This is a genomic window from Rhizobium sp. YJ-22, assembly GCF_029601685.1.
Taxonomy (GTDB): domain Bacteria; phylum Pseudomonadota; class Alphaproteobacteria; order Rhizobiales; family Rhizobiaceae; genus Metarhizobium.
Map to the genome: position 1 here is coordinate 165,643 of NZ_JARRIR010000011.1, position 19,075 is coordinate 184,717.

18 protein-coding genes and 4 pseudogenes are annotated in these 19,075 nt (G+C 63.7%); 14 read left to right on the forward strand and 8 right to left on the reverse strand.

Translation table 11 applies throughout. The features are described from left to right. Positions 1–12: 12 nt before the first annotated feature. From P7F60_RS23310 to P7F60_RS30855, 4 genes and pseudogenes are all read right to left on the reverse strand, one after another. The gene (locus P7F60_RS23310; RefSeq protein WP_277920089.1) at positions 13–672 is read right to left on the reverse strand and encodes a methionine ABC transporter permease; all 660 of its coding nucleotides are present in this window, start codon (positions 670–672) and stop codon (positions 13–15) included. Next, positions 662–1,711, reverse strand: a complete 1,050-nt coding sequence (locus P7F60_RS23315) for an ATP-binding cassette domain-containing protein (RefSeq protein WP_277920090.1) — start codon at positions 1,709–1,711, stop codon at positions 662–664. The genes P7F60_RS23310 and P7F60_RS23315 overlap by 11 nt, the downstream gene beginning before the upstream one ends. A gap of 5 nt (positions 1,712–1,716) precedes the next feature. After that, positions 1,717–2,949, reverse strand: coding sequence for an acyl-CoA dehydrogenase family protein (locus tag P7F60_RS23320; RefSeq protein WP_277920091.1), 1,233 nt, complete (start codon positions 2,947–2,949; stop codon positions 1,717–1,719). A 231-nt stretch (positions 2,950–3,180) separates the two neighbouring features. Beyond that, positions 3,181–3,277 (reverse strand): annotated as a pseudogene (locus tag P7F60_RS30855) (ABC transporter ATP-binding protein); the annotation flags it as partial. A 462-nt stretch (positions 3,278–3,739) separates the two neighbouring features. Between P7F60_RS30855 and ssuD the strand changes: the two are divergent. The 5 genes from ssuD to P7F60_RS23350 all read left to right on the forward strand — a co-directional run bounded on the left by ssuD (position 3,740) and on the right by P7F60_RS23350 (position 9,734). Further along, positions 3,740–4,909: an FMNH2-dependent alkanesulfonate monooxygenase gene (gene ssuD / locus P7F60_RS23330; protein ID WP_277920093.1), complete on the forward strand. Its 1,170-nt coding sequence runs from the start codon at positions 3,740–3,742 to the stop codon at positions 4,907–4,909. 138 nt (positions 4,910–5,047) lie between these two features. After that, entirely contained in the window at positions 5,048–6,397 is a 1,350-nt protein-coding gene (locus P7F60_RS23335; RefSeq protein ID WP_277920094.1) for an LLM class flavin-dependent oxidoreductase, read from the forward strand. Positions 6,398–6,423: 26 nt separating this feature from the next. Further along, a complete protein-coding gene (locus tag P7F60_RS23340; protein WP_277920095.1) occupies positions 6,424–7,392 on the forward strand; it encodes a glycine betaine ABC transporter substrate-binding protein in 969 nt (322 codons plus the stop codon). Positions 7,393–7,395: 3 nt separating this feature from the next. Then, positions 7,396–8,244, forward strand: coding sequence for an ATP-binding cassette domain-containing protein (locus tag P7F60_RS23345; RefSeq protein ID WP_277920096.1), 849 nt, complete (start codon positions 7,396–7,398; stop codon positions 8,242–8,244). Beyond that, a complete protein-coding gene (locus P7F60_RS23350) occupies positions 8,241–9,734 on the forward strand; it encodes an ABC transporter permease subunit (RefSeq protein WP_277920097.1) in 1,494 nt (497 codons plus the stop codon). The genes P7F60_RS23345 and P7F60_RS23350 overlap by 4 nt, the downstream gene beginning before the upstream one ends. Positions 9,735–9,930: 196 nt before the next feature. Here the strand turns inward: P7F60_RS23350 and P7F60_RS23355 are convergent, their stop codons facing one another. Continuing rightward, positions 9,931–11,262 (reverse strand): FAD-dependent oxidoreductase, encoded by a 1,332-nt coding sequence (locus P7F60_RS23355; protein ID WP_277920098.1) that lies wholly within the window; start codon positions 11,260–11,262, stop codon positions 9,931–9,933. A gap of 134 nt (positions 11,263–11,396) precedes the next feature. Between P7F60_RS23355 and P7F60_RS23360 the strand changes: the two genes are divergently transcribed. The 5 genes from P7F60_RS23360 to P7F60_RS23380 are packed head-to-tail and all read left to right on the forward strand — an operon-like array spanning position 11,397 to position 15,134. Then, positions 11,397–12,035, forward strand: a complete 639-nt coding sequence (locus P7F60_RS23360; protein WP_277920099.1) for a sigma-70 family RNA polymerase sigma factor — start codon at positions 11,397–11,399, stop codon at positions 12,033–12,035. Further along, entirely contained in the window at positions 12,032–12,685 is a 654-nt protein-coding gene (locus P7F60_RS23365) for a ChrR family anti-sigma-E factor (protein ID WP_277920100.1), read from the forward strand. The genes P7F60_RS23360 and P7F60_RS23365 overlap by 4 nt, the downstream gene beginning before the upstream one ends. Positions 12,686–12,688: 3 nt before the next feature. After that, complete coding sequence (locus P7F60_RS23370; protein ID WP_277920101.1) at positions 12,689–13,504, forward strand: DUF1295 domain-containing protein; 816 nt, start codon at positions 12,689–12,691, stop codon at positions 13,502–13,504. Continuing rightward, on the forward strand, positions 13,501–14,538 hold the full coding sequence (locus P7F60_RS23375) for a cyclopropane-fatty-acyl-phospholipid synthase family protein (RefSeq protein WP_277920102.1): 1,038 nt from the start codon (positions 13,501–13,503) through the stop codon (positions 14,536–14,538). Before P7F60_RS23370 ends, P7F60_RS23375 begins: the two co-directional genes overlap by 4 nt. Next, positions 14,535–15,134, forward strand: coding sequence for a hypothetical protein (locus tag P7F60_RS23380; protein ID WP_277920103.1), 600 nt, complete (start codon positions 14,535–14,537; stop codon positions 15,132–15,134). Before P7F60_RS23375 ends, P7F60_RS23380 begins: the two co-directional genes overlap by 4 nt. On the opposite strand, the gene P7F60_RS23385 is transcribed toward P7F60_RS23380, so the two are convergent. After that, complete coding sequence (locus P7F60_RS23385) at positions 15,099–15,500, reverse strand: DUF2177 family protein (protein ID WP_277920104.1); 402 nt, start codon at positions 15,498–15,500, stop codon at positions 15,099–15,101. The genes P7F60_RS23380 and P7F60_RS23385 overlap by 36 nt on opposite strands. 120 nt (positions 15,501–15,620) lie before the next feature. On the opposite strand from P7F60_RS23385, the gene P7F60_RS23390 reads away from it, so the two are divergent. Both P7F60_RS23390 and P7F60_RS23395 read left to right on the forward strand, forming a co-directional pair. Continuing rightward, positions 15,621–16,001: a DUF2147 domain-containing protein gene (locus P7F60_RS23390; protein WP_277920105.1), complete on the forward strand. Its 381-nt coding sequence runs from the start codon at positions 15,621–15,623 to the stop codon at positions 15,999–16,001. Positions 16,002–16,021: 20 nt separating this feature from the next. Beyond that, positions 16,022–16,861 carry a DUF1365 domain-containing protein gene (locus P7F60_RS23395; RefSeq protein ID WP_277920106.1) on the forward strand — a complete coding sequence of 280 codons (840 nt, stop codon included), beginning with the start codon at positions 16,022–16,024 and terminating at the stop codon, positions 16,859–16,861. A 169-nt stretch (positions 16,862–17,030) separates the two neighbouring features. Here the strand turns inward: P7F60_RS23395 and P7F60_RS23400 are convergent. Together P7F60_RS23400 and P7F60_RS23405 are read right to left on the reverse strand one after the other, a co-directional pair. After that, a pseudogene (locus tag P7F60_RS23400) lies at positions 17,031–17,444 on the reverse strand (DAK2 domain-containing protein); the annotation flags it as partial. A 6-nt stretch (positions 17,445–17,450) separates the two neighbouring features. After that, positions 17,451–17,868: pseudogene (locus P7F60_RS23405) on the reverse strand (IS5 family transposase); the annotation flags it as partial. A gap of 185 nt (positions 17,869–18,053) precedes the next feature. On the opposite strand from P7F60_RS23405, the gene P7F60_RS23410 reads away from it, so the two are divergent. Both P7F60_RS23410 and P7F60_RS23415 read left to right on the forward strand, forming a co-directional pair. Further along, positions 18,054–18,254, forward strand: coding sequence for a hypothetical protein (locus P7F60_RS23410; RefSeq protein ID WP_277920107.1), 201 nt, complete (start codon positions 18,054–18,056; stop codon positions 18,252–18,254). A 471-nt stretch (positions 18,255–18,725) separates the two neighbouring features. Continuing rightward, a pseudogene (locus P7F60_RS23415) lies at positions 18,726–19,075 on the forward strand (plasmid partitioning protein RepA); the annotation flags it as partial.

The window sequence follows — 19,075 nt, forward strand, 5'->3', positions numbered from 1 at the left end:
TCCGAGCGTTGGTCATTTGCGGGAAAAATGGGTGACGAGCCGGTTTCCGCTCGCCTGGATAAGCTGGACGAAGACGATGAGGATCGCGACGCAGACCAGCATGATTTCGGTCTGGAACCGGTGGTAGCCGTAGCGGATCGCCAGATCCCCGAGGCCGCCGCCGCCGATGGCGCCGGACATGGCGGTGTAGTCGACGAGCACGATCGCCGTGACGGTGATGGCGGCAAGCAGGCTCGGCAGCGCCTCGGGCAGAACGGCGCGAACAATCGTCTGCGCGGTGGAGGCGCCCATGGCAAGGCTCGCCTCGATGATGCCGCGGTCCACCTCGCGCAGAGCCGTCTCGACCAGCCGCGCGAAGAAGGGCGCCGTGCCCACGACGAGCGGGAAGATGACGCCGCGGATGCCGAGCGACGTGCCCGTCACAAGCACCGTCACGGGCATCAGCACGATGAGCAGGATGATGAAGGGCACGGAGCGGACGATGCTCAGCACGAAGGACAGGCTGCCATAGGCAATGGGCGCCTGGAAAAGCTGTTGCCGCCCGGTCAGGAATAGCAGGATGCCGAGCGGCAGGCCGAGGAGAACGGTGAGCAGCAGCGCGCCACCGACCATGGCCAACGTCTGCGCAAGGGCGGCGCCGATATCGCCCCAGTAGAGATTGTCAAACGACATGGCGCACCCCTTCGATTTCGGGCAGAGGCGCCCCGCCCTGCAATTCGACATCGACGCCGCTGGCGCGCAGCCCGGCAATGGCACCTGCCACGTCGCGCCCGCTGAGCGAGACGATGAACTGCGCATAGGGCGTTTCGCGGATATGGCCGACGCGGCCGGCGAGGATCGCGTAGTCGACGAGATTTTCGCGCGCGATGCGGCCGAGGATCGGCTTGTGTGCGGAAGGCCCGGTGAAGGTGAGACGCACGGCCCGGCCAGCGGGATCGGGGACGGCGGCGGCATCGAGCGAACCGCCGTCGGGCTCCGCCTCGCGCACCAGACGCAACGTGGCGGCATGGCGCGGGTGCAGAAAGACCTGGCTCACCACTCCCGCCTCGACCACGCGACCGCGATCGAGCACGGCGACGCGGTCGCAGGTGTGACGGATCACATCCATTTCATGGGTGATGAGCACGATGGTTACACCGAGATCGCGGTTGATTTGGCGCAGCAGATCGAGCACCGCCCCCGTAGTCTGCGGATCGAGCGCGCTCGTCGCCTCGTCGCAGAGCAGCACCTGCGGCTCGCAGGCAAGGGCGCGCGCGATGCCGACACGTTGTTTCTGCCCGCCCGAAAGCTGGCGCGGATATTTCCGCGCGTGTTCGGCAAGGCCCACGCGGTCGAGGAGAGAAGCCACCCGTTCGGCAATCTCCGCCTTGCAGAACCGGCCGGTCAGTTCGAGCGGATAGGCGACGTTCCCGGCGACCGTGCGGGCGCTCAGCAGGTTGAAATGCTGGAACACCATGCCGATCGTCCGGCGCAGATCGCGCAGACGCTGGCCCTTGGCATCCGTCACGCGCTCGCCTGCGACGAAGACCTCGCCGCCATCGGGGCGCTCAAGGAGATTGATCAGCCGAACCAGCGTCGACTTGCCGGCGCCGGAGGAGCCGATGATCCCGAAGATCTCGCCCCTGGCGATGGCAAGGTCGATGCCGTCGAGCGCGGCGATCGCGCCTTCCTTGCCGGCAAACCTTTTGGTGATGTTCTCAAGCCGGATCATCGCGCTCAGCCCGCGCTCGCGCCGATGCGCCACTGATAGGGCGGCGGCGTGCCGTTGACGGCGAAGTCGCCGATGATGCGGTGCTTGTAGATGCGCGGATTGTGCGAGGCGAGCGTGCGGGCATTGCGCCAGTGACGATCGAGTCCGGCGGGCTTCTTGGTTGCGGAGGCGCCGAGCGCGTCGAACAGCAGGGTCGAGGCGTCGAGAATCAGATCTGAAACGACCGTCTGGGCCTGCGCAGCTTCCAGTTCGGCAACCGCGTTCGCCTTTTCCTCGGCCTCGGCATCGTCGAGGAAATGCGCGTCGAAGGCGCGCTGGAGGCCCGCGGCCGCCTGAAGCGTGATGGCACCCGCCGCATAGGCCGCGGCGCGGATGCGCCCGACCACCTGCAGCACCTGCGGATCGTCACTAGAGCGCCCGGCAGCGGCGTGGGTATAGGTGCGGCGGCGCTCCGCCACCGCTGTCGCGACATCGGCAGTGATCGCCCGGCCGATGCCGGCAAGCGTGGCAAGGTGGACGAGCTGGTAGAAGGCGGACGAATAGCGGAAGCGCTCGTCGTCGATGACGATGTCCTGCGGCTCGACCAAGACATCGCGGAAGGTCGTCGTGCCGCTCGCCGTCAGCGTCTGCCCGAAGCCATCCCAATCATCGACCACGTCGACACCCTCGGCATTGCGGCGCACCGCAACCGAGATGCCGTCGCCTTCCGCATTCGACGCGCCGACATCGATCCAGTCGGCGAAGAGCGAGCCGGTCGTGTAATATTTCGCGCCGTTAAGGACGAGCCTGCCGTCCTTCTCGGAGATATGGGTGGAAAAGCGATCAAGCGCTGCACCCGTACCGATCTCGCTCCACGCATTGCCGGTGATCTCGCCGCCGCCGATACGGCCGAGCCAGAGGCTGCGACGCCCGGAATCCCGCGTATTGAGAATATCCTCGGTGAACCCGAAATGGCCGCGCAGCGCCTGCGTGACATTGGAATCCGCCGCTGAAAGCTCGATCAGCAGATTGAAGAACTGCGGCAGGCTTGCCCCCTTGCCCCCCGCCTCCACCGGCAGGCGCAGCGCGCCGAAACCCGCCTGCTTGAGCTGACGGATCGCCTCGTGCGGCAGGCCGCGATTGAGGTCACGTTCCGTCGCGCTCGCCGCAATCTCCGCAAAGATCGGACGGAATGGCGCGGCCAGTGCTTCATATCCCTCACCCGGGCCGGCGCCCCAGGCGTTTTCAATCTGCGTCATGGAGCCTTCTCATCGCTTTCGTGACCGTGCGTCACACTGAAACTGAGCGCGAGAGTAGCGTCCGACTCATAGAAATACAGAAATTCTATCTTTTTTATGTATTTTAAAATGGAATGACGTTTCTTTTTCGCAGCCCGCGCGAAAGCGTGACCGGCCGGAAAAGAAAACCCCGGAGCGAGGAGCGCCGCGGTCAGGCATCTTGCCTCGGATTGGAAACGCGGGTGTAGAGATGAGCGAATCGAGCTTGCCGAAGGGTTCGTCGAGCAAGAGCAGCTTCGGATCGTTGACCAGCGCGCTGGGCCATGCCGCCCGAACGCTGATGCGGATATATCCCCTCGCTGTCGCTGGATGGCGCCTTTCGGCACCTTCGCAGCCCCTGCCATCGTCGGTGCAATTTGCGGTGCGCTCATGCCCGCGCTGCGCCCCTTCGGCGGGCTGACGCGCCGCACCCGTACCGCGGTCATGATCCTTTTGCCGCTCGTGCTTTCCGGCGTCGATCCGCAATGGCTCGGCTTCTAAAACGAGGCTCATCTGGTCGCGGCGATCCTTTCCGTCATCTGCTTCAGGGCGTCCCGTTACAGCCGATGGCTGGAGAAGCGGCGCGCATCTGTCAGAAAACATCCATGATCGAACAACGCCGGGAAACGCCTTGGGCGATGAAAAATTCCATCAAACCCCGGAGGGAAGAAAATAATTCCTTACTGAATCTATAGATTTTATTATTCTGCCGTGACCGGACAGGCCTCGCCCTGCCCTCTGATCGAAAGACCGCACAGACAGGATGACCTCCATGACACAGACCGACCAGCCCCTCGATTTCCTCTGGTTCATTCCAAGCTCCGGCGACGGCTCCTATCTCGGCTCCGACGATCTGGCCCGTCCGGCCGATCCGGGCTACTTCCGCGAAATCGCCGCGGCCGTCGATCGCCTTGGCTATTCCGGCGTCCTGATCCCAGTCGGTGCGGCCTGTGAAGAATCCTTCGTGCTGGCCGCGGATCTTGCCGCCCGCACCGAGCGCCTGAAATTCCTCGTCGCGATCCGCCCCGGCACTGCCACGCCCGCCTACTACGCCCGCCTCGCCTCGACGCTCGACCGCGTCTCGAACGGCCGCCTGCTGCTCAACATCGTCGTTGGCGGCAGCGCGCAGGAGCTGGCCGGCGACGGCATCTTCCTGCCGCATGACGAGCGCTATGACCATGCTTCGGAATTCTTCCAGGTCTTCAACGAGTTGATCGAGACCGGGCAGTCGACGTTCGACGGCAAATATATCAAGGCGATCGGCGCCAAGCTCGGCCTGCCGCCGGTGCAGCTCCCGCGCCCGCCGATCTATTTCGGCGGCTCCTCGGATGCGGCGATCGATTTTGCCGGCGGCCTCGTCGACAAGTATCTGACCTGGGGCGAACCGCCGGCACAGGTGGCGGAAAAGATCGCCCATGCCCGCAGGGTCGCGGCCGCCAAGGGTCGCGAGGCCTCCTTCGGCATCCGCCTGCATTTCATCGTGCGCGAGACGGACGACGAGGCGTGGGAGGCCGCCGACCGCTTGATTTCCAAACTTTCCGATGAGGCCATCGCGTCGGCACAGGACGTTCTGACGAAGAATTCCGATTCCGTCGGCCAGGCACGCATGGTGGCTTTGCACAACGGGCGGCGCGACAAGCTGGAGGTTTCGCCGAATCTCTGGGCCGGCATCGGCCTGGTGCGCTCGGGGGCCGGCACGGCCCTCGTCGGCTCGCCGCAGACCGTCGCCGCACGCCTGCGCGAATATCAGGCGCTCGGCATCGATACGGTGATCGCCTCGGGCTATCCGCATCTTGAGGAGGCCTATCGCGTCTCCGAACTGCTCTTCCCCGAACTCGGCCTGCCCGGCCCGCGCAACCAGTTGCGGTCGTCCTTCGGCGACCACCAGGTCTTCGGCGGCGGCGGCCATGGCGGCAACGTCAAGCTGACGTCCGCGTCGTAGCGCAGGCGTTGTCGGCTGGCGCCCAAGGCGCGGATCGATGACCGGATGACCATGCCGCCAGCGGTAGGCGTCCGGCATGGCCGGGCGTCGACACGCTCCCCAGCGCAGACGCCGATCAAAAGGTATCAGGAACCAGACATGTCACCCCGCAAGATCGTCCTCGGCACCATCCTTTACCCGAGCGGCCACCACGTCGCTGCATGGCGACACCCGTCCACGCAGGTCGATGCCAATATTGATGTCGCCCATTACATCGCCGCCGCCCGCTCGGCCGAGGCGGCAGGCTTCGAGATCGCCTTCATCTCCGACCGTCTTGGCGTGCCAAAGAGCCGGGCCGAGGCCCTGCGCCGTGTCGACGAGTGGTCCCATGGCTTCGAGGCGTTGACGCTCGCGTCGGCGGTCGCGACGGCGACGCGGACGATCGGCGTTGTGGCGACCGCTTCAACTACCTTCAGCGAACCTTACAACCTCGCACGGCAGCTCGCCTCGCTGGACCTCATCAGCAACGGGCGCATCGGCTGGAACGTCGTCACCTCCTCGCTCCAGCAGGAAAGCGACAATTTCAATCCGGGACCGGATTTCGACCATGCCGCCCGTTACGCCCGGGCTGACGAATTCGTCGATGCCGTGCTTGCTCTCTGGCAGAGCTGGAACCCGGACGGTTTCGTGCGCGACAAGCGGAGCGGCGTGTTCTTTTCCCCGGATGCGGTGCGCAGCGTCGATCATGACGGGCAATATTTCCGCAGCAAGGGGCCTCTCAACGTCATCCCCTCCCGCCAGGGCCGCCCCTTGCTCGTGCAGGCCGGTTCCTCGGACGCCGGCAGGGCCCTCGCCGCGAGGACGGCTGACGTCGTTTTCACAGCCCAGACCGACATCGTCTCGGCGCGCGGCTTTTACCAGGACATCAAGAGGCGCCGCGCCATTGTCGGAAAAAGCGCCGATGAAGTGCTGGTGCTGCCGGGTATCTTCCCCGTCATTGGCCGGACGAAAGCCGAGGCTGAGGACAAGTATGCCGCTCTGCAGGACCTCATCCAGCCAGACGTCGCGCTCGCGCTGCTCGAAACCTATCTCGGCGACGTCGACCTCTCCGGCATCGACATCGACGGTCCGCTGCCCGCGCTTCCGGTTTCCAACGCGATCCGCAGCCGCCAGGCCCTTCTGACCGAGCTTGCCCGCAAGGAAAGCCTTTCCGTCGTCGCCCTCGCCCGGCGCATCGCCGGCGCCCGCGGGCACTGGCAGGTCATCGGCACGCCCGAGGCGATCGCCGGTCAGATCGAGGACTGGGCCGCAAGCGGCGCTGCCGACGGCTTCATGCTGCTTCCGCCGACCTTCCCGGACGGTCAGGACGATTTCATCGACACGGTCGTGCCGCTGCTGCGCGGCCGCGGCCTTCTCAATCCCGGCCCTTCGACCGGCCCGCTGCGCGAGCGGCTCGGCCTTCCTACCCATGCGCAGAACCGGCGTGGCGACGCCCGCAACCGCGCCTGAAACCAACCCAAGCAACGGACCCTGACATGCACACAGCTCTGAAAACCCTTCTCGCGGCCTCCGCCGCGCTCGCCGCCTTCTTTCCGGTGCTTGCGCAGGCCAATCCCATCACCATCGCCGATCCCGGCTACGCCACCGCGCAGGGCACCGCCTCTGTCGTGAAGGTGCTGCTCGAGGAGCAGCTCGGCAAGCAGGTCGAGACCGTGAAGGCCGGATCGGTTCCGGTTATCTGGGAGGCGCTCAACCGCAACGGCGGCGAAATCGACATCTGGACGGACGTCTGGCTGCCAAACCAGCAGGCGCTCGTCGATCAATATGCCGGCGAAGGCGGCAAGGTGAAACTTGCGGCCAATTCCTATGCCGGCACGCAGGGCTACTGCACCACCAAGGCGATCGCGGACAAACACGACATCCATTCCGTGTTCGATCTCTCGGATCCCGCAAAGGCCGCCGTCTTTTCGGCCGACGGCAAGGGCAAAGGCAGGATCTGGATCGGTGCGGCCGGCTGGCTGTCGACGAACATCGAGACGGTGCGCGCCCGCGACTACGGTTTTGCAGATTTCTTCGACCTGCAGACGACGGACGAGGCGGTCGCGACCGCCGATCTCGATGCCGCCGTCAAGGCCGGCGCCGGCTGGATCGGCTATTGCTACGGTCCGCACCAGAATTTCGCGCGCTACCAACTCGAAGTTCTGGAAGAGCCCCCGCATCACGATGCGGCCTGGACCTTCGTCGAGCCTTCCGACCCGAACTGGCTGGAGAAATCGTCGATCAAGTCCGCCTATAAGGACGCCGCGATTCATATTGCTTACTCCAAATCGCTGGCGGACAGCGCGCCGGAGGTGGCGGCCATCCTCGAAAAGGTGACGTTCACGACCGACGCCGTCAGCAAGCTCGCCTATGCGATCGCGGTCGAAGGCAAGACCCCCGATGACGCCGCGAAGGAATGGGTTGCCGCCAATCCCGATCTCGTTGCCGGCTGGATCGGAAACTGATCGATGATCGAGCTTGAGGATGTCTGGAAGGTTTTCGGCTCCGACGAGTGGGCGGTTCTTACCGAAGCTCGCCGGGCGGAACCGGATGCGGCCGTCCTCAAGCGCCTTCGCGGCGTCATCGGCGTCGGCGGCGCAAGCCTGTCCGTCGGCAAAGGAGAACTCGTGTGCCTGATGGGCCTTTCAGGCAGCGGCAAATCCACACTCGTGCGTCTCATCAACCGCCTGCTCGAACCGAGCGCCGGCAAGGTGCGGATCGATGGCGGCGACATCCTGTCCCTGAGGCCCAAGGCGCTACGAGAGTTGCGCGCGCGCCGCATCGGCATGGTGTTCCAGTCCCACGCGCTGCTCGCGCACCTGTCGGTTCGCGACAATGTCGCCCTGCCGCTGGAAATCCTTGGCGCCGCCAGGACGCAGCGCGAGGACCGGGCCGACGAACTGCTTGGCCGTGTCGGACTCGAGGGGCTGGGCGACTGGCGCGTCGATGCGCTTTCGGGCGGCATGCAGCAACGTGTCGGCCTTGCCCGGGCGCTGGCCGCCGATCCAGACATCCTGCTGATGGACGAGCCCTTCAGCGCGCTCGATCCCCTGATACGCCACGATCTCCAGACCAAGTTCATGGCGCTGTCGCGCGAGCTTGGCAAGACGACGGTATTCGTCACCCACGACGTTGACGAGGCCTTTCGCATTGCCGATCGAGTCGTGCTCATGCGGGCCGGCCGCGTCGTACAGGCCGGGACGGCCGGGGAACTGGTGAACCGGCCTGCCGACGACTATGTCCGCCGCTTCGTCGCGAATGCGCGCCTGCCCGCCGCGAGAGACGATCCGCCTGCCAAAGCGAGGGCCATTGCATGAACGACCGTTCCGCACGCGAGGAAGCTGTGGATCGCTTCGCCGGCGTCAGCAGCGCCTATTATCGTGAGGCGTTCCGCAAGATCGGCGCGCGCCGCGGCTATGTGCCCTCCTTCAACGTCGCCGCCGCCCTGCTCGGCCCTGTCTGGCTCGGGGGCCGCCGCCTCTGGTCGGCATTCTGGCCTTTCCTGATCGCCGATCTTCTCGCCGTCGTCCTCATCGCCTTCGCCCTTGCAGGCGGTGCGGGCAGCGAACTCGGCGCGCGCGCGGACAGGCTCGAGGCACTCGCCGCCACCCGCCATTCCGAGGCGAACGCGGCGAACGGGAGGGATGCGACGTCCGCCATCGCCAAATCATTGACGCGCTCGGCCGCCGCTCTTGAGCAGGCCGCCAGGGATGCACGCCGCGCTGCGGAGGATGCCCGTGACGGGGCCTTCCTGATCGTCGTGCTCGGCGGCGGCCTTGTCGCCGTCGCGCGCCTCGGAACAGGCGCCCTTGCAAACCATATGGCCGAACGGCGCTTCCGGGAATGGCGGCTTGCCGGCGATCCGGACAAGGCGGGTTTCAGTCTGCCACATGCTGCAGGCGCGGCCTTCCTGCTTTCGGTCTTCATACCCGTCATCGCCTTTCATTTCGGCAATCGGGCCCTTTTCGACACCTTCCCAAGTGAGCCGGCGTGGAACTCGGCCGCCGCGGCATGGCTCGACAATGCGATCGCTGCGATGAGCGGTGCCGTCGCGCCGGCGGCGACTGCCCTGACCCGCGCAATCAACACCATGCTGGGCCTGATGGAGGCTGTGCTGACCCAAACGCCCTGGCCTGTGGTGATGGCCGTCATCCTTGCGATCGCCTGGCAGCTCGCCGGCTTTCGCATCTTCCTCCTCACCTTCTTCGCGATCAGCTATCTCGCTCTCCTTGGCTACTGGGAAAAGAGCATGCAGACTGTCGCCCTCCTTGGCACCGCGGCGCTGATCTCGATCACGATCGGCATCCCGCTCGGCGTGTTGTGCGGCTATCGCCGGCGCGTGGCGGCGGTCGTGCGGCCCCTGCTCGACTTCATGCAGACCATGCCGGCCTTCGTCTATCTGATCCCGGTCATCGCGCTCTTCGGCATCGGGAAGCCCTCGGGGATTATCGCGACCATCATCTTCGGCATACCGCCCGTTGTGCGGCTAACAGCGCTCGGCATCACGTCAGTGCCCGCTTCCGTGCGCGAGGCCGCGGTGGCCTTCGGCGCGTCCCGTCGGTTTATCCTCTTCAAGGTTGATCTTCCGACCGCCGCGCCTTCGATCATGGCAGGCATCAGCCAAACGATCCTCATGTGCCTGTCCATGGTTGTGATCGCCGCCCTGATCGGCGCCAAGGGTCTTGGCGAAGATGTGCTGCATGCACTGCAATACGCGGCGCAGGGCCAAGGTCTGCTAGCCGGTCTTGCCATCCTTTTGTGTGCGATCGTCCTCGACCGCGTCGTCCAGGGCCGACAGTCGTGTTGAACGCGACAGCGGAAGTGGAGCCCATTCAAATGACGTATTCGGGAGGCGCTTCCTCCACGCACGACGAGAACGGAAACAGCCACCCAAGCGGACTGTGCTGCGAGGACGCGCGAGAAAATTCGTCCAATGAGGCGGTATGACAAGACGGCGGGCATGGAGAGTTGAGACGTACGAAAGCCCCTGAAGGCGCAGGCATTCAAGCGCTCTGCAAGGTTCGGAATATTCGATCGGATTCTCCCTGGATAGACCATGGCCGCAAAGTGCCGCCCAGGCTTTCGCCGACAGCCAGGCCCGCCTGGATGGCATCTTCGTGGAAGCCGGAGCCGAAATAGGACCCGCAGAACCAGGTATTGGCTTTCCCTTGCAGCGACCATAGCTGCCTCTGCGCAGAAAGCGTCGCGGCATTGAACAGAGGATGATGATAAACGCCGCGCCAGATCACCTTGTCTTGGGCAGGAGCGTATAACGGACTAAGCGTGACGAAGCAGGGACGAGGATCGGAAATCCCCTGCAATCGGTTCATCCAGTAGGTTACGCATGGCTTGCGCGACGCCGCGCCGTCACGTCTGGATTGCGCCAGGTAATTCCAGCTTGCCCAGACACGCCTGCGGCTTGGCATCAAGGTTTCATCCCGGTGCAGGACCGTCTCGTTGTCGCCATAGGCGAACGCGCTCAGCAGCTCAGCTTCGCGTGGGGAGCGGTCGGCGAGCATCGCCAGCGCCTGGTCTGCATGGGCGCCGATCACCACATGATCGAACCACTCGGCTTCCGCACCGCCGGCGGAAATCTCCACCGCGCCGTTGGCGCGGCGGATTGTCCTCACCGGCGCATTGGTCCGAATCCTGTCGCGGAATGGCGCCGTCAGCCGCTCGACATAAGCACGACTGCCGCCATCGACCGTCCGCCAGACGGGCCGACGCACGAATTTCAGCAAGCCGTGATTCTCGCAAAAACGCACGAAGGAAAGTGCCGGGTAGTTGCCGATCTCAAGCGCCGGCGTCGACCAGATCGCCGCCGCCATCGGATAGAGGTGGTCTTCTCGAAATGCCCGCCCGAAGCCGGCGCTGTCGAGATAATCGTTGAGACTTGCGGAGGGATCGAGATTGCGCACGCCGCTGGGTGCCTGGCGATAGAAGCGCACGAGGTCGCGCAGCATCGACCAGAAGCGCGGGCTGGCCAGGTTGCTGCGCTGGGCGAAAAGACCGGCAAGGTTCGTGCCGGCATATTCCAGTTGCCCGCCGTCCATCGACACGGCAAAGGACATCTCCGACGCCTTGGTCGGTACATCGAGATGTGCAAACAGGGCCGTGAGGTTGGGATAGGTCACTTCGTTGTAAACGATGAAACCGGTATCGACCGGGGCATCGCCTGCGTCCACCGTATGCGAATGGCCGCCGATGCGGTCTTCCGCCTCGAAAACCGTCACCTCGTGGCGCTGCGACAGCAACCAAGCTGCCGAAAGACCGGCGATGCCCGTGCCGACAACCGCAATCTTGAGTGGCCGATCCGATTGAGGAAAATGGCGCATGACAATCCTTCGCGGCTTTCGAACGCATGAAAACGAACTGAACCCTTTACGCGCGAAGGGATCTGGCGGATCACTGCGAAGGAACGATTTCGTACACTGTGATCCGCTTTCGAAAGCGCCGCGTAGAAGGATGCATGAATGAAGTTTCGAGCCCCGTTGAGAGCGACAGGAAACCCGGCGTCAGGGCGGGCCGGCGGCTTGCCGTGGTGAGTTCGATGGATACAGGACAGGCGCCTTCGCCCGACGCGCTGGTCGAGATGATGGCGCTGGTCGCGCAACGCCGGGACCGGCAGGCCTTCGCCCTGCTCTTCCGGTATTTCGGGCCTAGGCTGAAGACATTTTTCCTGCGCTGGACGCAGTCGGCGGCCGCGGCGGAGGATCTGGTGCAGGAAACGATGCTGACCGTCTGGCGCAAGGCGTCCTACTTCGATGCCGGGCGCGCCGGCGTCGCGACCTGGATCTTCACGATCGCGCGCAACATCCGCATCGACCACCTGCGGCGACAGCGCGATCCCTTGTCACTTCAACCGGAACCGGACATCGCCCCGGAGACGGTCGAGGACGGCGTGCTCGGCGCGGAACGGGACGCACGTGTGCGCAGCGCGCTGACGGCGCTCTCGCCCGAGCAGCAGACGATCATCCGTCTCTCCTATTTCAGCGAGAAATCGCAGACCGAAATCGCCGATGAGCTGGGAATCCCGCTCGGCACCGTAAAATCTAGAACACGCCTGGCCATGAACCGCCTGCGCGCGCTGCTGGAAGAAAGATCATGACCATTTCACATCACGCAACCGACGAGACATTGATGCGCTACGCCGCCGGCGCTCTTGCCGCCGCGCCCGCCGTTGTCGTGACGGCGCATCTGGCGGGCTGCCCCGTCTGTCGCGCCCGCGTCGGCGAGTACGAGGCGCTCGGCGGGGCGCTGCTGGAGGGGACGGAGCCGACGCAGATGTCGGCGACCGCCCTCAACGACACGCTCGCCATGCTCGACGACGAGGACGCCGCCGCGCCCTTCGCGCCGCCGCCGCTGGCGCCCGTGGAAATCGAGGGCGTTCGCCTGCCGGACGCTCTCAGGGGCTGCGATATCGGACGCTGGCGCTGGATCGGACCTGGCATGAAGATGAGCCGGGTGGGCGTGCCCGAAGATCCGGAGGCCAATCTCATCCTGTTGAAGGTCGGCCCCGGCCGCGCCCTGCCCGACCACGGGCATGTCGGCACCGAGTTCACCTATATCATATCGGGATCGTTCTCCGACCGTTTCGGCACCTTCCGCCCCGGCGATCTGGCCGAGATGGACGACGACGTGGAGCATCAGCCGGTCGTCGACAAGGACGGCGAATGCATCTGCCTGGCCGCCCTGGAAGGAAGGATGCGCTTCAAGAACGTCATCGGCCGCATGCTGCAGCCGATCTTCGGGATTTGAGCCATGACCGCTGCGGCGCTCCTTCTCATCCTGGCCGCCGCCATATCGCTCGCCATGACCACCGTCTGGTACGCGGTGGTGAAGGGGGCGACGTCCGGCTGGGTGGATACCGTCTGGTCCTTCCTCGTGGGAGCAGCCGGGGTCGCCGCGGCGCTTGCCCCGATCACTGGCTGGGAGGGCGATTGGCAGCGGCGGCTTCTGGTCGCGGCCATCGCGGCGGCCTGGTCCTGCCGTCTCGGCCTGCATATCCTGTCGCGCACGCTCAAGGGCGGCGAGGATCCCCGCTACGAGAAGCTGCAGGCGGACTGGGGTGAAAACCGGCGGTCACGCCTGTTTCTCTTCCTGCAGATCCAGGCGGGTGCGGCGCTTCTGCTGACCGCGACCATCTTCATCGCGGCGCGCAATCCGGCTCCCGGACTGCAATGGAGCGATATCGCCGGCGTCGCCATCCTCATCGTCGCCGTCACCGGCGAAGGCGTCGCCGATATGCAGCTGGCGCGGTTTCGCGCCGACAGTGCGAACGAAGGCAAGGTTTGCGACATCGGGCTCTGGAGCCTGTCGCGTCACCCCAACTATTTCTTCCAATGGCTCGGCTGGACCGGATACGCCGTCATCGCCATCGGACCCGCAGGTGATTGGGTCTGGGGCTGGCTGGCGCTTGCCGGCCCCGCCTTCATGTACTGGCTGCTGGTCCATATCTCGGGAATTCCGCCGTTGGAAGCGCATATGACGCGCTCGCGCGGCAAGGCCTATGCCGACTATGCCGGACGCGTCAACGCCTTCTGGCCCGGCCCACAGAAGAAGGAGCATACGACATGAACCTTGCCGTTGCCGCAATCACCGCCGCCGAGCGCCTGCCGCTACCCGATCCCGCCCTGCGCTACGGCATCGGCCGCCTCGTCGGCCGCACCCGGCGCCTGCTGGCAGAAGGCAAGGGCCCGACGGATCGGGATTTCGCACGCTCCATGAGCCGGTTCCCGATCGCCGTTCACACCGACGCAGCCAATGCCCAGCACTACGAACTGCCGGCGGCATTCTTCTCGCTGGTTCTTGGGCCCCGCCGCAAATATTCATCCTGCCTCTATGCCTCTCCCGTCACGACGCTGGCGGAGGCGGAAATCGCGGCGCTTGAGGAAACCTGCGCCCATGCGGACCTCGCCGACGGGCAGGATATCCTCGAGCTCGGCTGCGGCTGGGGCTCTCTCTCGCTTTTCATGGCGGAGCGCTTTCCTTCCGCCCGCATCGTCTCGGTGTCGAATTCGGCGTCGCAGCGGGCCTATATCGAGGCGGAAGCCAGGCGTCGCGGCCTTGCCAATCTGACCGTGATCACCGCCGACATGAACACCTTCTCGCCGGTCGGCACATACGACCGCATCGTGTCGGTGGAAATGTTCGAGCACATGTCCAACTGGCATTCCCTGCTTCAGCGTGCGCGCCGCTGGATCCGCGACGACGGCAGGCTTTTCCTGCACGTCTTTTCTCATCGCAAGACAGCCTATCGCTTCGATCACGCCGACAAGGCAGACTGGATTGCTCAGTATTTCTTTACCGGCGGGGTCATGCCCAGCCATGGACTGGTTCGCGAATTCCACGACAGTTTCATCGTCGAGCGGGACTGGCGCTGGAACGGCAGACATTATGAGCGCACCGCGCAGGACTGGCTCGATAACTTCGACCGAAACCGCGACGCCGTCCGCGCCATCTTCGAAGCGACCTACGGCAAGGACGCACCCGTTTGGATGCGGCGCTGGCGGATGTTTTTCCTCGCCACGGCCGGGCTGTTCGGCCATGCCGATGGTGACGAATGGGGCGTGAGCCATTACCGTCTCAGCCCTGCCGGCCCACGTCGGTGATCTCCGTCCTCAAACGCCTGACTGCGATGGCGCGGGCCTATGCGCACCACCCCGATCCGCGCGTCGCCGCGGCAAACGTGATTTCTTTGCTGGTCGCGTCGAACCAGCCCTTTTACCCGCTCTATCTCTTCTGGCTGGTGAGCGCCGACATCACCGCCGCCTGGTTCACGTTTCTATCGACACCGTTCTTTCTCGCCGTGCCGGTGGTGGCGCGCTGGAACAGTGTTGCGGGGCGGGCGCTGCTGCCACTGGCGGGAGTCGGCAATACCGTGCTTTCGGCATGGCTGTTCGGCACAGATTCGGCGGTCGAAATCTTCCTTGTTCCGTGCGGTGTCATCGCGCTGTTGCTGTTTCGTCCGCAAGAGCGCGTAATCGCCCTGGCGCTTGGCGGGCTCGCCTTCGGTGCCTTCCTTTTGTTGCACGATGCTTACGGTCAGCCGCTTGTGATCTACAGCGCGAAGGAATATGCCGCGCTGGCGCGGCTCAACCTCGTAAGCGCCAGCATGCTTACGGCATTCGTCGCTATCCTCTTCTCGGGTCTTCTCGCGCAGGCCGAACGGTCAGCCGACGCGGCTCGCCACGAGAAAGCCCGCTGATGCGCCGATCGCGGTCACGAAAGCGCCCCAGGGAATATCGGCAAGCGTAATGGAAAGCGGCCAGTCCCTGAGCGTCGCCTGATTGGTGAGGTCATAGGTCGCGTAAGCGACAAGACCGAGAACCGCACCATTCAACGCCGCCTTGCCCAGGCCGCCTCCCTCGACCGCAGGCATGACCGCGAAAAACACGATGCCGGCGACATAGATCAGGTAGAAGACAACGGCCGGCGCCAGATGGAACTGCGGCGCCAGCTTGTCGCCCAGGAGCGGCCGGTAAAGCATATCCGCCATCGTCGAAAGCCAGATGGCATCGACGATCAGAAAGGCGATGCCGGTCGCCAGATAGGCGATAAAGATGGTTTTCATACCGATGTCTCCCAGGACGTTTCTCGACATTTCTACGCCTTCGTCGTCTTGACGGATCACCTCGGGTGAACCGATCCGCCCATGCATGCGTATTTTACGAAAAGCAACGAGGATGGACCGATGAGGATAGCCGTTCTGACTGCATTTTCCGCCCTGATGTTGACTGCCGCGGCCTCCCACGCGCAGCAATCCGTAGATCCGAGTGGTGTCTGGCTGCGGGACGACGGCAATGCGCGTGTCCGCATCGCGCCATGCGGCCGCAATATCTGCGCAACCAATCTCTGGATCCGGGACACCAGCAAGGGCGAAGAGGCGGGTGATCGTCTCGTCATGTCACTTCAGCCGAAATCACCGGATACATTGTCCGGCACCGCCTATGATGAGAAACGCGAGCGCACCTATTCGATCACAGTGCAGGTTTCCCATAATTCGCTTCTGACGCGTGGTTGTATTCTCGGCGGCGTGCTTTGCAAGAACGTGCGCTGGAAGCCGGCCAAATGATGAACCGAAAGAAACAAGGCGTGAAGCACATCCGGGTCACCAGCATGGCTGATAACGGCCCGCCGCCCTCTGCGGCCGGCACGCTTTATCCCGGCAAGGTGATGCATCAGAGGCTCCATCCTTTTGGTCATCGCTTCAGCTATCGCGTCTTTTCCCTCCTGGTCGATGTCGACCGGCTTGTCGATCTCGCCGCGCTCACCCGTTTGCTCGCCGTGAACCGCGCCGGGCTCCTGTCATTGCGCGAGCGCGATCATGTCGAAGAAGACGGCCAGACGCTGCGACAGTTCGCCGACCGCCTGCTGGCGCGCTCCGGTCTCGAAAGGCCTGCGGCGCGTATTCTGCTGCTCGCCTACCCGCGCATGTTCGGCTATGTCTTCAACCCGCTCTCGACCTATTTTGCCTATGATGAACAAGACCGGCTGATCGCCATCATCTATGCGGTGAGGAACACATTCGGCCAACGGCACAGCTATGTGGCGCCGGTCCTTGCAGGTGAAATCAGTGCCGCCGGCATCCGCCAGACGCGGACGAAGGTGTTTCACGTTTCCCCCTTCATGGACATGGCACTGCGCTACCATTTCCGCATCCTGCCGCCCGGCAAGACCGTGCGGGTGCGCATTCATGAGACTGCCGGCAAGGAACCCGTCCTCGCCGCCATGTTCAATGCCGACGCGGCGCCGCTGACGGACGCCATGCTGGCGCGCTGCCTGGTCCGGTTCCCCTTCATGACGATGAAGGTGATGGCCGGAATCCATTGGGAAGCCTTCAAGCTGTGGCTGAAAGGGGCGCGCTTCCGCACAAGCCCGCCACCACCGGAGACAGCAAGTTTCGCCGACGCTGAACCGGCTTCGGAAACCTGATTTCGTCATGGTCGTGATCTCGGCAAGATTTCACGGAAGGTCTCTTGAAACGCAGATTGCCTGAAACCAAGCTGATTCCGTCCGCTGCTGAAACAGCGTTGCTTTGCTGGATCAGTCGTCTTTCAGCACTTCGTAGCCATGTTGCTTCACGAGCCAACCATGTCCGCACTCAGATGGCGCCAGCGATTGCCTTCAACCAGATACTGACGGCAACGGCACCGCTATCGGGGTGACCAATGCCACGTATTCCGAGATAGCTCGCCCGCCCAAGACGCGGCTTCATCGTCTTCGTCGCTTCGGCGCCGGCATTGCCAGCATTGACCGCCGCCTCCCCGGCTTCATCAGCCGAGGCGCCCTCGCCCAGCTTGTCCTCGAACATTTGCGCCGCCGGATGCAGCGCGTCGATCATAATCCGGTCCCCTGGCTTCGCTCCGCCAAGATCAGACACGGCGGCAACCGCCGCGACAAAGGCCCAGGCCATCTGCATGGCAGTCGGCTCCTCTATACCGTCAAGATGGCGGGAAGCGCGCATCAAACCCGTCGTATAGAACGGGTCAGAGCTGCCACCGATCGCCCTGCGCACGAAGGCGACGGGGCGGCCGCAATCATCGCTCAGCGCGTGGATTTTGGTCGGGCGCCCGCCGCGCGAGGTGCCAATGGCGTGACGACAAGCCCCCTTTTACGCCCGCTGCCGAGCAATGGGCCTTGATGTGCGTTGAGTCCACCGGACCGGTGAACACGCCGCTCGATCCGTTCAGGGCGTGGAAGATCCGCTCCCACACACCCTGGCGGCTCCATCGGTTCCAGCGATTGTAGATCGTGGTGTAGGGTCCATAGACCACTGGACAGTCCTTCCAGCGCCCGCCAGAGCGCAACATGTGCATGATTCCCGAGATTACTCGGCGGTCATCCACTCGTCGCGCACCACGCCGGCCGCTCGGCAGATGCGGTTGGATCGCCTTCCACTCCGCATCCGAAAGCCAATAAACGTCCCGCTTCCTTGCCATCCGAAAACCTCCGGATCACAGGGAATTACACACTCGCACCATCAGCAACCCAAATTGAGTATCGAGCCTAATGGGCACATTACTCCTAACACTTAACAAGTGGGAGATCGTGTCCGGGGATTTGGGAGGCCACTACATGTTGCCTATCCCAATAATTAGCTCGATCCTTTCGGGCTTCTCCTGACATGCGTATCATTCAACAGCAGTTCGCTAACGCTGCATACTACGGGGCATCATCATCCAGCGCGCCGCCCGGCCGCTTTTCCGGATCAATCCAGTCCTGCCGCTTGTGGCGCGAGCGGGCGCTGAAATTCCTGGCGAAAGCACTGCACAGTCATCCGGTCGGACGGAAAGGCAACGACAGTGCGCTCGTCACGGTCATCTAGGTCGATATCGACATGCCAAACCGTTTGCATATGCTTGAGAGCAAGATATGCGCGCAACGGTCAGGAGAAACCTCGGCGGCCAATAGTTCGGTGTGCCGGATCGTATGATATCGTCGCGTCAAACACCGTTTGGAGCCGCGGGAGGCATAGCGTCAGACGCGCTTAGCTTTCCCCAAAGCGCTGGACGACGCAGTAGCATCCGTTATCTTCTGGCTCCCCAGATGCGTCATGAATCAAACCTGAAGAAGGCCTGAGTCGCTGCCTTTCTCATCTGATTCCATCAGACGCCAACGCACCACACCCTAACCAGCTGGGCGATTGTCAGCTGACAATCTCGTCATCTATTTGTTTTTGAAGAAAAATATTTCCTCAAACGTTGCGTCGTTTTTCGTTAACCAAAAAGCGCTTGACGCAATGGCGCAATTGCCGATCATTTGCGCTGAATTCAACGAATTATTGGAATTTGCGCGAATGGCGACCAAAGCCGCGATTGTCGAGAAAACACAGAAGGGCACGCAGGTGTCGATCGACGAGACAATCTCTCACGATTCGAGCATTCTGAGCAGCCAGCTTCAGGTTCTGTACGAGCGGCTGTTCTCGCCGCACGCCAAGAAAACCCTGCGCCGCTTCAGCAGCGCCGAGGCGGCCAAGCTGCTCGGCGTCACCGACAGCTATGTTCGCCACATCGCCTCGCAGGACGATACGGTGACGTCGGAGAAATCCGCCGCCGGCCGCCGCACCTTCTCGCTGGACGAGGTCAATACCATCCGCCAGATCCTCGGGCGGACGAAGGTGTCCTATCTTCCGGGACGGCGCGAGAG

Bases quoted from the DNA above. Each gene is read 5' to 3' on its own strand.
- P7F60_RS23370 (WP_277920101.1), top strand. From the start codon at position 12,689: ATGACCGCTGCGGCGCTCCTTCTCATCCTGGCCGCCGCCATATCGCTC.
- P7F60_RS23350 (WP_277920097.1), top strand. From the start codon at position 8,241: ATGAACGACCGTTCCGCACGCGAGGAAGCTGTGGATCGCTTCGCCGGC.
- P7F60_RS23310 (WP_277920089.1), bottom strand. From the start codon at position 672: ATGTCGTTTGACAATCTCTACTGGGGCGATATCGGCGCCGCCCTTGCG.
- P7F60_RS23320 (WP_277920091.1), bottom strand. From the start codon at position 2,949: ATGACGCAGATTGAAAACGCCTGGGGCGCCGGCCCGGGTGAGGGATAT.
- P7F60_RS23315 (WP_277920090.1), bottom strand. From the start codon at position 1,711: ATGATCCGGCTTGAGAACATCACCAAAAGGTTTGCCGGCAAGGAAGGC.
- P7F60_RS23385 (WP_277920104.1), bottom strand. From the start codon at position 15,500: ATGAAAACCATCTTTATCGCCTATCTGGCGACCGGCATCGCCTTTCTG.
- P7F60_RS23375 (WP_277920102.1), top strand. From the start codon at position 13,501: ATGAACCTTGCCGTTGCCGCAATCACCGCCGCCGAGCGCCTGCCGCTA.
- P7F60_RS23340 (WP_277920095.1), top strand. From the start codon at position 6,424: ATGCACACAGCTCTGAAAACCCTTCTCGCGGCCTCCGCCGCGCTCGCC.
- P7F60_RS23360 (WP_277920099.1), top strand. From the start codon at position 11,397: ATGAATGAAGTTTCGAGCCCCGTTGAGAGCGACAGGAAACCCGGCGTC.
- P7F60_RS23410 (WP_277920107.1), top strand. From the start codon at position 18,054: ATGCGTATCATTCAACAGCAGTTCGCTAACGCTGCATACTACGGGGCA.
- P7F60_RS23335 (WP_277920094.1), top strand. From the start codon at position 5,048: ATGTCACCCCGCAAGATCGTCCTCGGCACCATCCTTTACCCGAGCGGC.
- P7F60_RS23355 (WP_277920098.1), bottom strand. From the start codon at position 11,262: ATGCGCCATTTTCCTCAATCGGATCGGCCACTCAAGATTGCGGTTGTC.
- P7F60_RS23390 (WP_277920105.1), top strand. From the start codon at position 15,621: ATGAGGATAGCCGTTCTGACTGCATTTTCCGCCCTGATGTTGACTGCC.
- P7F60_RS23345 (WP_277920096.1), top strand. From the start codon at position 7,396: ATGATCGAGCTTGAGGATGTCTGGAAGGTTTTCGGCTCCGACGAGTGG.
- P7F60_RS23365 (WP_277920100.1), top strand. From the start codon at position 12,032: ATGACCATTTCACATCACGCAACCGACGAGACATTGATGCGCTACGCC.
- ssuD (WP_277920093.1), top strand. From the start codon at position 3,740: ATGACACAGACCGACCAGCCCCTCGATTTCCTCTGGTTCATTCCAAGC.